This is a genomic window from Streptomyces sp. NPDC107550, assembly GCF_055639095.1.
The window spans coordinates 104,099-117,856 of the sequence record NZ_JBVKBC010000021.1 but is presented as its reverse complement, the minus strand read 5'-3'; the positions used below and the strand labels follow the sequence as shown (position 1 = coordinate 117,856).

Annotated in this window: 11 protein-coding genes; 5 read left to right on the top strand and 6 right to left on the bottom strand. The window is 76.3% G+C overall.

All coding sequences use genetic code 11. The features are described 5' to 3' along the window. Positions 1-248 precede the first annotated feature (248 nt). The 5 genes from ACZ7LY_RS24770 to ACZ7LY_RS24750 form a co-directional block, all read right to left on the bottom strand. Positions 249-791 carry a DUF4383 domain-containing protein gene (locus ACZ7LY_RS24770; RefSeq protein WP_471626885.1) on the bottom strand — a complete coding sequence of 181 codons (543 nt, stop codon included), beginning with the start codon at positions 789-791 and terminating at the stop codon, positions 249-251. Positions 792-888: 97 nt separating this feature from the next. Then, positions 889-2,397, bottom strand: a complete 1,509-nt coding sequence (locus ACZ7LY_RS24765; protein WP_471626884.1) for a cryptochrome/photolyase family protein — start codon at positions 2,395-2,397, stop codon at positions 889-891. Next, a complete protein-coding gene (locus tag ACZ7LY_RS24760; RefSeq protein ID WP_471626883.1) occupies positions 2,394-3,992 on the bottom strand; it encodes an FAD-dependent oxidoreductase in 1,599 nt (532 codons plus the stop codon). Before ACZ7LY_RS24760 ends, ACZ7LY_RS24765 begins: the two co-directional genes overlap by 4 nt. Further along, on the bottom strand, positions 3,989-4,711 hold the full coding sequence (locus tag ACZ7LY_RS24755; RefSeq protein WP_471626882.1) for a class I SAM-dependent DNA methyltransferase: 723 nt from the start codon (positions 4,709-4,711) through the stop codon (positions 3,989-3,991). Before ACZ7LY_RS24755 ends, ACZ7LY_RS24760 begins: the two co-directional genes overlap by 4 nt. After that, the gene (locus ACZ7LY_RS24750) at positions 4,695-6,026 is read right to left on the bottom strand and encodes a lycopene cyclase family protein (RefSeq protein WP_471626881.1); all 1,332 of its coding nucleotides are present in this window, start codon (positions 6,024-6,026) and stop codon (positions 4,695-4,697) included. The genes ACZ7LY_RS24755 and ACZ7LY_RS24750 overlap by 17 nt, the downstream gene beginning before the upstream one ends. A gap of 357 nt (positions 6,027-6,383) precedes the next feature. Between ACZ7LY_RS24750 and ACZ7LY_RS24745 the strand changes: the two genes are divergently transcribed. The 4 genes from ACZ7LY_RS24745 to ACZ7LY_RS24730 all read left to right on the top strand — a co-directional run bounded on the left by ACZ7LY_RS24745 (position 6,384) and on the right by ACZ7LY_RS24730 (position 11,473). Beyond that, positions 6,384-7,685 carry a polyprenyl synthetase family protein gene (locus tag ACZ7LY_RS24745; RefSeq protein WP_471626880.1) on the top strand — a complete coding sequence of 434 codons (1,302 nt, stop codon included), beginning with the start codon at positions 6,384-6,386 and terminating at the stop codon, positions 7,683-7,685. Positions 7,686-7,851: 166 nt separating this feature from the next. Further along, positions 7,852-9,375 (top strand): phytoene desaturase family protein, encoded by a 1,524-nt coding sequence (gene crtI, locus ACZ7LY_RS24740; RefSeq protein WP_471626879.1) that lies wholly within the window; start codon positions 7,852-7,854, stop codon positions 9,373-9,375. Beyond that, a complete protein-coding gene (locus tag ACZ7LY_RS24735) occupies positions 9,372-10,388 on the top strand; it encodes a phytoene/squalene synthase family protein (protein ID WP_471626878.1) in 1,017 nt (338 codons plus the stop codon). The genes crtI and ACZ7LY_RS24735 overlap by 4 nt, the downstream gene beginning before the upstream one ends. Next, positions 10,385-11,473 (top strand): DUF5914 domain-containing protein, encoded by a 1,089-nt coding sequence (locus ACZ7LY_RS24730; protein ID WP_471626877.1) that lies wholly within the window; start codon positions 10,385-10,387, stop codon positions 11,471-11,473. The genes ACZ7LY_RS24735 and ACZ7LY_RS24730 overlap by 4 nt, the downstream gene beginning before the upstream one ends. Positions 11,474-11,506: 33 nt before the next feature. Here the strand turns inward: ACZ7LY_RS24730 and ACZ7LY_RS24725 are convergent, their stop codons facing one another. Next, a complete protein-coding gene (locus ACZ7LY_RS24725; protein WP_471626876.1) occupies positions 11,507-12,133 on the bottom strand; it encodes a sigma-70 family RNA polymerase sigma factor in 627 nt (208 codons plus the stop codon). Between the two features lie 241 nt (positions 12,134-12,374). Between ACZ7LY_RS24725 and ACZ7LY_RS24720 the strand changes: the two genes are divergently transcribed. Then, complete coding sequence (locus ACZ7LY_RS24720) at positions 12,375-13,340, top strand: MerR family transcriptional regulator (RefSeq protein WP_471626875.1); 966 nt, start codon at positions 12,375-12,377, stop codon at positions 13,338-13,340. Positions 13,341-13,758 lie beyond the last annotated feature (418 nt).

The window sequence follows — 13,758 nt, the reverse complement described above, 5'->3', positions numbered from 1 at the left end:
TTCCCCGCGCCCCTTCGGTGCGCACTTCGTGCGCTACCTCTATCTGGGGAGGCAGGGGCGAAGCCCCGCCTCCAGGGGCGCGGGGAACTGCGCGATCAGCCACGACGAAAGCCGAGGAGACCCACCGGCCGGAGCCCCCCACCCCCAGGGGCGCGGGGAACTGCGCGAGCGGCCACGACGAGAGTCGAGGTTCCCCACCGGGCGGAGCCAACCGCTCACCCAGAGGCGCGGGGAACTGCGCAAGGCGGTTACTGCAGGCGGGGGCCGCGTACGGCGGGGGCCTCGCCGGGGCGCGGGGCGCGGCGGGCGGCCAGCGCCTCCCGGGCCGCCTCGCGGGGATGGCGGCGGCGCCAGTACGGGTTGTCGTGCGGGAGCCTGCTGGAGACCCGGCCGTACATGCCGAACGTGAGCACCACCAGGCCCATGACGAAGCTGAACAGCACGTTCGACATGCCGAAGCCGAGGACGTTGGCGCCCTTGTCCAGGATGAAGATGTGCACGAAGCCGCTGAGCAGGAACAGCACGCCGACGCTCATGTTGAGGGTCGAGGCGACGTTGCCGCCGATCACGGCTCCGCCCACCAGGGCGAGGCCGACGACGATCGAGACGAGACTGAGGGCGCCGTTCGTGGTCAGGCCCGCGATATGGGCGCCGTGCGTGTCGAAGGGGGCGAGCTGGTCGGCCAGGCCGAGGCAGCCGAAGGTCAGCAGGACCAGACCGCAGAACGCGGCGCCCCAGCGGTAGACCCGGGCGAGTCGGTGGTCCAGGGGAAGTTCGTCCTTGAGTTCCATGACGGTGCGCCTTTCGGACGGCAGACGGATCTGCGCACCCCCCTGTGCACTCTTCGCCCGCGAGGCGCCTTTCGGTTGCACTGCGCGGCGGATCGGATCAGGCCCCCTCCTGGGCCAGCAGTTCGTCCAGGTCCGTCAGGCGGTCCAGGCCCCGTACCGCCCGGGTCATGCGGGGGTTGGCCGCGAAGCGGGCGCGGTGGCGGTGGAGCAGCTTCCAGTACCCGGCGGTGAACGGGCAGGCGTCCTCCCCCACCCGCACGGACGGCGAGTAGCGGCACTCGCCGCACAGGTCGCTCATGCGGTTGATGTAGGCGCCGCCGGAGGTGTACGGCTTGCTGGTCATGAAGCCTCCGTCGGCGTACTGGGACATGCCGACGACGTTGGGCACCATCACCCAGTCGTAGCCGTCGACGAAGGCGCGGTGGAACCAGTCGGTGACGGCGCCCGGCTCCCAGCCGCGTTGCAGCGCGTGGCTGCCGAGGATCATCAGGCGCGGGATGTGGTGGGTCCAGCCGGTGGAGCGGACCGCCTCCAGGGTGTGCGCCAGGCAGTGCGCGTCGGTGCCGGAGGGGTCCAGCTCGCTGAACCAGTCGGGCAGCGGGGCCCGGTGGCCGAGGGCGTTGGCGCGGCGGTGCCGCTCGTCGGCGTACCGGTACCAGTACAGGTGCCAGACGTACTCCCGCCACCCGGCGATCTGGCGGACGAAGCCCTCGACGCTGTTCAGGGGCGCCTCGCCCGCCCGCCACCGCGCCTCCGCGCCCTCGACGCACTCGGCCGGGTCGAGCAGGCCGAGGTTGAGCGCGGCGGACAGCAGGCTGTGGCTCATGACGGGGTCGCCGCTCAGCATGGCGTCCTCGTGGGCGCCGAACGTGGGCAGCCGGTGATCGAGGAACCGGCGCAGGGCGGCGAGCGCCTCCCGCCGGGTCGCGGGGAACCGCCGGGGGCCGTCGTCGCCGAGGAACGTCACGTCTCCGTCGCGTTCCCAGCGGTCCAGGTCGGCGCGGACCTCGGCGTCGATGTCGCTCTCGCGCGGCCGGTAGGGGGCGGGGACACCCAGGTCGGTGGCGCCGCGCGGCGGGGGCCGCCGGTTGTCGTGGTCGAGGTTCCAGCGCCCGCCGGCGGGCCGGTCGCCGTCCATCAGCAGGTCGTGGGCGCGCCGGACGCGCCGGTAGAAGTCCTCCTGCCGCAGCCCCGGCCCCTCGCGTCCGTCCACCCAGGCGGTGAACTCCTCGTGCGGGACGAGGAAGCCGCGCGCGGGCAGGACCCGTACGGACGTGAGCGCGGTGACGAGGTCGAGGGCGGCGCGGGAAGTGGGGTGGCGGACGGTGACGGGGGCGTCCCCGGCGGCTCGGCGCAGGCCCTCGCGGTAGGTGTCGGCGCGCACGTACCGTACGCGGTCGCCGAGTTCGGCCGCGCGGTGCCGCATCGCGGACAGGATCAGATGGGCCTTCGCGCGGTGGAAGCGGCGGCGCCGGTACACGGACCTGGCCTCGATCATCACCAGCGGTGTGGTCCGGCCGGGCCCGCCGTCGGCCGGGTCGAGGAAGTGCGGGCCGAGCTGGTCGCCGAACAGCCAGTGGTACACGGCTTGCTGACGTTCCGTCATAGAGCGCTGCTCGCTTCCGTGGGGCGGGGTGGGGCGGGCCGGGTGCGGGCCGCCCAGCGACTCAGCAACGGGCTGCGGCCCCGGCGCGGGACCGTCCACAGGGGATGCCCGGCGAGGGCCCAGCGGGCGAGGAGGGCGTTGGCGGCGAGGATGCCGCTGGTCGCCGCCCGTTCCATCAGCGCCACCGGCAGCCCCGTACGGACGAGGTCGCCCGCGATCATGAGGTGCGGGTCACTGGTGCGCACCGCGGGGCGGTCCCGGTAGCCGCCGACGGTGAACAGCGGGCAGTCCGCGCGCCATTCGTGCCGTTCGTCGACGACGCGGGCGGCGCGGGTCTCCGGGTACACGGCGTGCAACTGCTCGACCAGCCGCCGCTGCACGCTCTCGTGGTCGGCGCCCGGATCGACGGCGTAGGCGTGCAGCTCGACGACGGAGCCACCGGTGCGCCGCGCCCAGCGGGCCGCCTCGCCCTCCCAGCGGTCGAGGACGCTGACGTTGTCGAGGCCCGCGTAGCCGCTGGTGCCGAGGAAGCCGGGCCGGTCGCGGGCGACGGGCCGGTCCAGCCAGAGCCGCGAGACGAGGAACGGCGGCGCGGTCCGCAGCGCCGCCACGCGCGCGTGCCAGTCCGGGTCGGCGAGGCCGGGGCTGTGCCGGGCCAGCGCCCGCAGCCCCTCGGTGTCGAGCGCGAGCACGCACCCGTCGTACGCGGCCTGCCGTCGCCCGGCGCTCACCCGGAAGCCGCCGCCGGGGGTGGGGTCGATCCGTTCGACGGGTTCGGCGGTGCGCAGGCGGACGCCGAGGTGTTCGAGGTACCCGGCGAGCGGCTGCCACAGGGCCGCGGGGAACGGTTCGCGCGGCACGTCGAACAGGAGCCCCTCGGCGGAACCGAGGAAGTAGATGTGGAACATCAGGACCATCTCGGCCGCCGACAACTGCCGCGGGTCCGCGAAGAAACTGCGGGAGAACACCTCGAACGCCAGATGGTGCGCGGCCTCGGGGAAGCGGATGGAGTGCAGGAAGTCGTGCGCGCTGGTGGCGTCGAGCCGGTCGTACGTTCCGGGCACGGTGACGTCCATGAGGGCCGCCGCCGCGCGTACGTCGATGCGCGGCAGGTCCCGTACGCGGAAGGTGGGGCTGGTCAGGGCGAAGCCGAGCGCGCTGAAGGGCGGGGTGCGCGGGACGCGGCGGAAGCTGTCACGCAGGCCGTCCGCGTGCCACAGCGGGTAGTCGGGCAGCGCGGTCAGCCGCTCCAGGCGCGGGTCCGTGCGGCGCAAGAGGGCACGCAGGTTGTAGTACTGGCGGAAGAAGGCGTGGAAGCCGCGGCTCATGGTGGCCCCGGAGCCGTCGCGCAGGGTGGTGGGCCGACCGGAGAGGCGGCCGCCGAGGACCGCGTCGCGTTCGAACAGGTCGACGCGGACGCCGCGTTCGGCGAGCGCGGTGGCGGCGGCGAGGCCCGCGATGCCGCCCCCGACTACCGCGACAGCGGGCGGCGCGCCGGTGGGCGCGGGCGCGCCGGGGCGGGCGGGCAGATACGCGGCACGCCGGTCGCGGGCGCCCTCGGGGGTGCGCGGCGTGGTCCGCTGCGGGCGGCTCACGGGCGGTCCTCGGCGCGCGGGGCGCGGGCGACGACGGTGTGCGCGATGCCGGTCTGCCAGCCGGGCAGCGGCACCACCCGGACCTGCGTGAACCCTGCGCGCCCGAGGCGGGCGGCGAACGCGTCGGCGGTGTCGAAGTCGACGACGCTGCGCCACAGATGCCGGTAGAGGGCGCCGTCGCCGAGGGCCGTGGTGAGCGGGACGAGCCCGGCGCAGACCGCTGACCACACGGCGCGGTGGCGCCGCTTCCCGCTGAGCAGGTAGTCGTGCACGGCGAGCTTGCCGCCCGGTACGAGGGCGTCGCGCACCGCCCGCAGCACGGCGTCGGGGTCGGTGGTGTTGCGGAAGAGGTACCCGGCGAACACCGCGTCGTAGGGGCCCGTCAGACCGGCCGCAGCGAGCCCTTCCGCGGGGCTGTGGTGGAAGGACACGGTCGGCGGCCAGGGCTTGGCGGCGGCGCGTTCCAGCATCCCGGCGGAGGCGTCGACGGCGGTGACGCGTGCGGCGGGCGCGGCGGACAGCAGCGCTGCGGTGGAGGCGCCGGTGCCGCAGCCGAGGTCCAGCAGGCGCAGGCCGCTGCCGTGGCCGGGCAGGGCGAGGCGGCGGGCGGAGCGGCGCAGATGCGCGTGGTAGCCGGGGTTGGCGGCGACGAGGGTGTCGTAGCTGCGCGCGGCGTGGTCGAACGCGCGGGCGAGCGGCGCGTCACGCAGGGTCGGCATGGTTCTCCTGGGGAGGGTGGGGGCGGCGGTCCGGTGCCGGGCGCAGCGGCGCGGCCGGGAGCGTGAGGGCGCTGCGCAGCAGGGGCAGCGTCGGGCCGCGCAGCCCGATGCCGACGTCCTCGGCGAGACTCGTGTCGCCGTCGAGGAAGCGCAGCAGCCGGGGCGCGGGGACGCGGGCGAACAGGCGGGTGAAGAAGGCGGCGCCGTCGATGCGCCCGCCCGCCAGGCCGTGCAGCAGGACGGCGTCCATCGCCAGGGAGCGGCGCGTGTGCGGGGGCGGCGGCACGGGCCTGCGTCCGGCGCGCACGGCGCGGGCCACGGCGCGGGACTGGCGCTGGATCGCGGCGAACGTGTAGCCGGTGGAGGGCCGGGTCGCGCCGCCCGCCGCGCCGATCCGGAAGACGCGCTCCCCGCTCTGCCGGGCGAAACGCGCGTCGGTCATGGGGATGACCCCCTGCTCGGTCTCCTCGACGGCGAAGGTGCCCAGACGGAGCACATCGCGCGCATAGGCGTGCAGGGCCCGGTCGTACGCCTCGTCGGTGAGCGGCGCGGCGGAGAACTGCGTGTACTCGACGAGGGCGGTACGGGGTCCGGTGGGCAGGACGTAGCCGAAGGCGAGGCCGTGGCGGGGCTGCGGCACGCGGAAGTCCATGAGGTCGACGGCGCCGGTGTCGAAGGCGGGCCCCGGGGTGCGCACGAACCAGCCGCGGAAGTGCTGGAGGAGCGTGGTGCGGGCGCGGGGCAGGGCGCCGAGCGGGCGGGAGTCGAAGACCCAGCGGGCGGCGAGCGTGCGGCGGCTGCCGTCTGCGGCGCGCAGGGTGAGGCGGGCGCCGCCCGGGGTGCTCTCGACGGCCTCGACGGTGGCCTCGCGCCGGGTGAGGGCGGGGCGGGCGGCGAGCCGGGTGTCCAGCAGCGCCTCGAACGCCTCCGAGCGGAGCATCTTGTAGCGCAGCGGGGCGAGGGCGCCGCCCAGCTCCCGGCCGCCGGGGGCGCGGACGCGCAGGTGGTCCCAGGAGGCGGTGAGCGCGTCGTCGTAACGGCCGGCGCCCGCCTCCCAGTAGCACCAGGTGCGCGGGGGCGGGCGCAGCGGTCCGGGCGGGGCGTCGATCAGGGCGACGGTCGGGCGCGGGACGCGCGTGGGGGCGGGGGCGGTGCGGCCGGTGTGGCTGGTGCGGGCGGCGGTGCGGCCGGGGGCGGTGGGGTGGAGGGGGCCCGTGGGGTCGAAGGGGCTGAGGTCCAGGGGCGCGGTGAGGTGGTCGGCCAGGGAGAGGCCCGCCGCGCCCGCCCCGATGACGGCGATGTCCACCCGCTCCACACGTCTCTCCTGTCACTCGTGCCGCGCGGCCCGCCCGGGCCGTCCCCGCTCACCCTTCCCCGGCGGGGGCCCGTTCGGATGCGGCCGTACGGGCGGGTTCCGGCCGGGGCCCCGGGGCGGGCGCCGGGGCCGCTTCCCGTGCCGCCGCCTGTCCTCTCGTACCGCACTCCCCTCCCCCGCCGGCGCGGCTCGCCCGGCCCGTCCGCCGTTTGCCGCATCCGAACGCGCCTCCGGCGGGGAATGGCTACGAGACCCACCCCGTACGTAACTCCCTTCCCGCTCATCTCGCCGCGCTGCCCGTACGGATCACGTCGCGCGGCGACCAGCAGCGGTGACCAGCACACGACAGGAGCAGGCATGGCCCCGGACGAGGCAGCGGATGCCGTCAGCGCCGACGCGGCCCGGTGCGCGCGGGAGCGGGGTGCCCCGGTGCCGGGGCCGGTGCCCCGGTCCTGCGACCGCTCAGGCGCGGCGCGGGTGCACGCGATCGACGCCGACGTGGCCGGGGCCGTCGGGCTGCGGCTCGACGCGGTGCTGCGCTCCCGCGTCGCGGAGGCGCGGGCGGTGGACGAGGTGTTCGGCGGCGAGGTGGCCGAGCGGGTCGCCGCCTTCGCGCGCGAGGGCGGACGGCGGATCCGGCCCCGCTTCTTGTGGTGGGGGCTGCGCGCCTGCGGCCTGCCCGGCGCGGAGGAGACGGAGGCCGCGCTGCGGCTGGGCGCCGCCCTGGAGTTGATACAGACCTGCGCCCTGGTCCACGACGACATCATGGACGCGGCCGGTACGCGGCGCGGGCGCCCCGCGCTGCACATCGCCCTGGCCCGCCCGGGCGCGTCGCGGGGAGCGGAGGGCGAGGCCCGGTTCGGCAGGTCGGCGGCGATCCTCGCGGGCGACCTGGCGCTGGTGTGGGCGGACGACGAGGTGGCCGCCCTGCGCTCGCCCGGGCCCGCGGCGGCCGATGTGCGCGGGATCTGGGCGCGGATGCGGCTTGAAATGGTCGCGGGCCAGTACCTGGACATCCACGGGGAGTTCACGCGGGCCCGCTCCCTCACGCGCGCGGTGCGTGCCGCCTGCCTGAAGACCGCCCTGTACACGGTAGAGCGCCCGCTCCAGCTCGGCGCGGCCCTCGGCGGCGCCGACGACGCGACCGTCCGCGCGCTGTGCTCGGCGGGGCGCTGCACGGGCCTCGCCTTCCAGTTGCGCGACGACCTCGACGACGTCTTCGGCGGCCCGCGCCGGGACAAGCCTGCGGGGCAGGACGTGCGGTCGGGCAAGCCCACGTATCTGACGGCGGTGGCGCTGGCCCGCGCGGAGGCCGAGAGGGACGAGCGGGCGCTCGGGGTGCTGCGGCGGGCGCTGGGCCGGGCCGACCTGGACGAACGGGGGCTGGACGAGGTCAGGGAGGTGTTCGAGGACACCGGTGCGCTCCGCATCGTGGAGGCGCGGATCGCGCGGCTGCTCGCGCAGGCGATGCGCCATCTGGACGGCGTGGTCGTCGATCCCGTCGCGGCGGACCGCCTGGTCGCGCTCATGCGCCTGGCCGCCGGCGCGCCCGCCCGTCACCGGCTCCCGCCCCTGCCCACGGTCCTCGCCGCTGGCGCAGGCACGGGTGCGGGTGCGGGTGCGGGTGCGGGTGCGCACGCGCGAGGAGGCCGCCCGTGAGGCCCGTACGCACGGCCGACACGGGCCGCCCCACCGCCGCGCATGAACGCACGGCCGCCCGACCGCACCCGCCCGCAGCGGGCCGCCCCACCACCCCGTACGAACGCACCCCCACCCGACCGCACCCGCCCGAGGCGGACCGCCCCGCCGCCCGAGGAGCCTGCCGATGAGGACCGTAAGCGGACGCACCGATCATGTCGTGGTCGTCGGGGCGGGCCTGGCCGGGCTCGCGGCGGCGCTGCATCTGCTGGGGGCGGGACGGCGCGTGACCGTCGTGGAGCGTGCGGCGCTGCCCGGCGGGCGCGCGGGCCTGCTGACGCGGGGTGGCTACCGGATGGACACGGGCCCGACCGTGCTGACGATGCCCGATCTCGCCGACGAGGCGTTCGCCGCCGTAGGCGAGTCGCTGCGCGGGCGCGTCGAGCTGATCCCGCTGCACCCGGCGTACCGGGCGCGGTTCGCGGACGGCACCGGCATCGACGTACACACGGACGCGGAGGCGATGGAGCGGGCGGTCGCGGAGTTCGCCGGGCCGGGCGCGGCGGACGGCTACCGGCGGCTGCGGGTGTGGCTGGAGCGGCTGTACCGGGCGCAGATGCGGCGTTTCGTCGACGCGAACTTCGACTCGCCGCTCGGGCTGCTCACCCCCGACCTGGCGCGGCTCGCGGCGCTCGGCGGGTTCGGGCGGCTCGACGCGCGGATCGGGCGGTTCATCGAGGACGAGCGGCTGCGGCGGGTGTTCTCGTTCCAGTCGCTGTACGCGGGCGTGCCGCCGGCCCGGGCGCTCGCCGCGTACGCCGTGATCGCGTACATGGACACGGTCGCCGGGGTGTGGTTCCCGCGTGGCGGCATGCACGCGCTACCCCGGGCGATGGCGGACGCGGCGCGGGACGCGGGCGCCGAACTGCTCTACGAGCGGGACGTCGTACGCCTGGAACGCTCCGGGGAGCGCGTCACCGCCGTGGTCACCGCGCGGGAGCGGATCGCGTGCGACGCGGTCGTCCTGACGCCCGATCTGCCCGTCGCCTACCGGCTGCTCGGGCACCGGCCGCGCCGCCCGGTGCGGCTGACGCACGCGCCGTCGGCGGTCGTCCTGCACGCGGGCACGCGCCGCACCTGGCCGGAACTGGCCCATCACACGCTGTCGTTCGGGGCCGCCTGGCACCGCACGTTCGACGAACTGACCCGCACCGGGAGCCTGATGACGGACCCTTCGCTGCTGATCACCCGGCCCACGGCCACCGACCCCGGGCTCGCGCCGCCCGGCCGGCATCTGCACTACATCCTCGCGCCCTGCCCCAACACCGACATCGGGCCCGGGCCCGCCCGGTGGAGCGACCTCGGGCCGCGCTACCGCGACAGCCTCCTCGCCGAGCTGGAGCGGCGCGGCCTGGACGGGCTCGGGGCGGCCGTCGAGGAGGAGTGCCTGGTGACGCCCGCCGACTGGGCGGCGCAGGGGCACGCGGCGGGCACGCCGTTCTCCGCCGCGCACACCTTCGCCCAGACGGGCCCGTTCCGGCCGCGCAATCTGGTGCGCGGGACGAGCAACGCGGTCCTCGCCGGCTGCGGCACCACCCCGGGCGTCGGCGTACCGACCGTGCTGCTGTCGGGCAAGCTCGCGGCGGCGCGCGTCACGGGCCTCCCGGCGCGCACCCGTACGGTCCTGGCCGGTGGGGGTGTGCGCGCGTGACCCGGCGTGAACTCGACGCCGCGGGCGTCACCGACCCGGCGCTGCGTGCCGCCTACGCGCGCTGCCGCCGCCTCAACGCCCGCCACGGCAAGACGTACTTCCTGGCGACCCGGCTGCTGCCGGTGGACCGGCGTCCGGCCGTGCACGCCCTGTACGGTTTCGCGCGCTGGGCGGACGACATCGTGGACCGGCTCGCCGCCGACACCTCCACCGCGGACCGGGCGAGCGAACTCGACCGCCTCGCCGGGCGCCTGGAGGCGGGCCTGCGGGCCGGACACAGCGAGGAGCCCGTCGTCCGCGCGGTCACCGACACCGCCCGCCGCTACCGCATCGACCACGCGCACTTCACGGACTTCATGGCGGCGATGCGCGCCGACCTGACCGTCACCGAGTACGCCACCTACGCCGATCTGCGGCGCTACATGCACGGTTCGGCGGCCGTCATCGGCCTGGAGATGCTGCCCGTCCTCGGCACGGTCGTCCCCCGGCGGGAGGCGGAGCCGTACGCGGCGGCGCTCGGCGTCGCCTTCCAACTGACCAACTTCCTGCGGGACGTGGGCGAGGACCTCGACCGGGGCCGCGTCTATCTGCCCGCCGACCTGCTCGCCGCGCACGACGTGGACCGCGAGGAGCTGCTGTGGAGCCGGCGCACGGGCCGGAGCGCGACGCGGGTCACGCGCGCGTTCGCCGAGTTCGAGGCGCTGACCCGGGCCGTGTACCGGGAGGCGCTGCCGGGGGTGGCGATGCTGTCGCCGGTCGCGCGGCCGTGCATCCGTACGGCGTGCGTGCTGTACGCGGGGATCCTCGACGCGGTCGCCGACGACGGGTACGCGGTGCTGCACCGCCGTGCCGTCGTCCCCCGGCGGCGCAGGGCGGCGGTCGCCGCCGACGGCCTCGCACGCGTCCTCGGCGCCCGGCTACGCCACCGCGCGAACCCGGCCGCGCGGGAGCACCTCAACTCCGGCTTGCTGTACGGCACTTCTCCCGAACCGGCACCGCAGGAGGCGGCATGACGAAACGACGGAAGGCCGGGAGCCGGTTCCCGCTGGCGCTGCGGCGGCGCCCGGTGGCGTGGGAGCGGCAGCGGCCGACGTGGCGCGAGGTGCGCCCGGCCGTCATCGAGGCCGCGCTGAAGCGCGCCCAGGCCCGGCCGGGCGGCGACTGGTACGTGGTGGGCGCCGCGCGGGACGTCCCCGGGGGCGCTCCCGTGGGGCGGACGGTCGCCGGGCGGGAGATCGTGCTGTGGCGCGACGAGCGGGGCGCCGTCGTCGCGGGACCCGGCGCGTGCCCGCACCTGGGGGCGCCGCTGCGCGACAGCCCGGTGCGCTGCGGCACGCTCGTCTGCCACTGGCACGGGCTGCGCCTCGGCCCGGAGGGCTTTCCCGGCTGGGGACCGCTTCCGGTGCACGACGACGGGGTCCTCGTATGGGTACGGCTCGACGCGCCGGGCGGGCCCGAACCGCTCGCCGCGCCGGTCGCGCCGCCCCGGCCCGCGCTCGCCGGGGCGGTCGAGGCCGTCTACACGGGGTTCGGGCGGTGCGAGCCCGAGGACGTGGTCGCCAACCGGCTCGATCCCTGGCACGGGGCATGGTTCCACCCGTACTCGTTCGTGGACCTGCGGGTGGTCGACAGCCCCGGGGACGGAGTCGGAGGCGGCTCCGGGGACGGCATCGAGGACGGTAGCGGGGACGGGTTCGGAGACGGCTTCGGCGGGGGTGAACTCGCCCCGGAGGACGACGCGTTCGTCGTGGAGGTGTCGTTCAAGCTGACGTCGCGGATCGTGGTGCCGGTGCGGGCCGCGTTCACGGCGCCGGATCCGCGTACGGTCGTCATGCGCATCGTCGACGGGGAGGGCAGCGGCTCGGTCGTGGAGACGCACGCGACGCCGCTGACACCGCCCGGCCACCCACGGCCCCGGACGGCCGTGGTGGAGGCGGTGATCGCCACCTCCGACCGCCGGGGCTTCGTCGCCGCCCGGCAGGTCGCGGGGGCGCTGCGGCCCGTCATGCGCGCGGCGGCGGGACGCCTGTGGCGCGATGATCTGGCGTACGCGGAACGCCGGTGGGCACTGCGCTCGCAGGGGCGGTTGCCGTACTGAAATGCCGTGTTCTGTGGAGGGGTTGACGGGGTGTCAGGCCGCCTGCCGGGCGTGGGCCGTGTCGCCGGGGGCCAGGTGGTCGCGCAGGCGGTGCAGGCCGCGCCGGGCATGGCTCTTGACCGTGCCGAGCGGCAGCCCGGTCACGCCCGCGATCTGCGTCTGCGTCAGATCCGCGTAGAACGTCAGCTCCAGGACGCGGCGCTGGGGCGCGGGCAGCCGGTTCAGGGCGTGGCGCACGACGAGCCGGTCGAGCACCGGTGCCGCGAGATCGCCGCCCACCGTGGCGGTGGCGGTGAGCGCGGCACCGGCGGCCTCGACGGTCCGGGTGCGCCGGGTACGGGCCTGGAGCGCGTCGGCGACCTTCCTGCGGGTGATGCCGACGAGCCAGGCGGCCAGCGGGCCCCGGGCGGGGTCGAACCCGGTGCGGCCGTGCCAGGCGGCGAGGAAGACCTGCTGCGTGACGTCCTCGGCCTCGCGGGCGTCACCGAGGGTGCGGTGGGCGAGCGTGTGGACGAGGGTGCCCCAGCGCCGGTAGGCCGCTTCGAGTGCGGCTTCCTGCCCGGCGCGCAGGCCGGCGGCGATGCGGGCTTCGGCGGGGGGCGCCTCGGTGGGGGCCCGGTCGGCGCGGGCCGTCCGCTCGGTGAGGGGTCGCGCAGTCATGGGAGGAGTCCCTTCCGCCGCTCTGTGGGACCCTCACCCTCACCAGCTCGCGGGGGCGTCTCCAGCCGCATCGAATGTGCGTCGTTTTTGTGTTCAGTCCGGGTTTCGATCAGGTTCCGTACGGAGATCCGTACGGAGATTCGGGCGCCGGGCTCTCTGCGGATGCACGCAGCGCGTCTGGGGCCGCCGATGTATCGGGGCTTTGGGCTTTGCAGCGTTTCCGCGTCGTATGGTGAACGGCATGGACCACACGGCCGGTGCCCCGGCGCGTCACGACGGCCCGGATCCGGGCGCCGGGATCACAACGGGGGCGCTCGCCCGCCAGCTCGGCGTCTCCCCCACCACCCTGCGTTCCTGGGACCAGCGCTACGGGCTCGGCCCCGCCGTACGCGCCGACGGCCGCCACCGGCGCTGGAGCGGCGAGGACGTCGCCATGGTGGAGGAGATGTGCCGGCTCACGGCGTCGGGGCTGCCGCCCGCCGAGGCCGCCCGAGCCGCCAAGCACCGCGTCGGCGCCCCTTCGCCGGCCCCGGCCGTGCCGCTCGCGCCTTCCGGCGGGGCCGCGCTGCCGCTCGGGGCGGTGCGCGCGGAGTGCCGGGGGCTCGCCAGGGCCGCCGTACGGCTCGACGCGGGGGCGCTCCAGGAGCAGTTGGACGCGTTCGTGGGCGCGCATGGCGTCGTCGCCGCCTGGGAGGAGGTCATGATGCCGACGTTGCACGCCGTGGGCCGCAAGTGGGAGTCGGCCGGGGACCGGTACGTCGAGGTCGAGCACCTGCTGTCCTGGCACGTCTCGACAGCGCTGCGGACCGCGCCGGTCCTCGCCGGGGCCCGTCCTCCGGCGCGGGGTGCGCCGGCGGTGCTGCTGGCGTGCGTGCCCGGGGAGCAGCACACGCTGCCGTTGGAGGCGGTGTACGCGGCGCTGGCGGTGGCCGGTGTGCCGGTACGGATGCTGGGGGCGGCGGTGCCCGTCGAGGCGCTGACGGAGTCCGTACGGCGTACGGGGCCGCGCGCGGTGCTGCTGTGGTCGCAGACGCGGTCGTCGGCGAGTGTTCCGCTGGCGGTGCATCTGGTGCGGGCCGCGTGGGGGGTCAGGGGGGCGCGGCAGCGTCCGCGGGTGCTGCTGGCCGGGCCCGGGTGGGGGCCGACGCCGGTGGAGGGCACGAAGCGGCCCACGGGGCTCCGTGAAGCGCTGGCGGCGCTGACATAGGGCCTTTCCCTCAGCTCCCTGGGGCTGGCCCCAGCACCAACTCCCAGCCTCTCCGGCGCTTGAGGAGCGGGGCCTGGGGCAGCACCCCAGAGTGCCGGGTACGCCGTGGCTGAGCGCGCAGTTCCCCGCGCCCCTTACGGGGCTGCCAACGCCGGTGCCTTTCGGGCGCCGCCCGCCCCCGCCGCCTTGGGCAGTCTGCCTCCCCCAGACTTCGTCCGGGGGGACCCCCAGGGCGGCAGGGTGGGCAAGGCGGCACCCCAGCGCCGGGTGCGTGATCGTTGTGCTTCGGGTGCAGCCCCGGTGGGGCTTCTCGCGCAGTTCCCCGCGCCCCTGACGGGGCTGACCTCCGCGCCCACTCCAGGCCTCCGGCCCGGGGCCCTGGGGACTGGCCTCGGCGCCAACATCCAGCCCCTCCGGC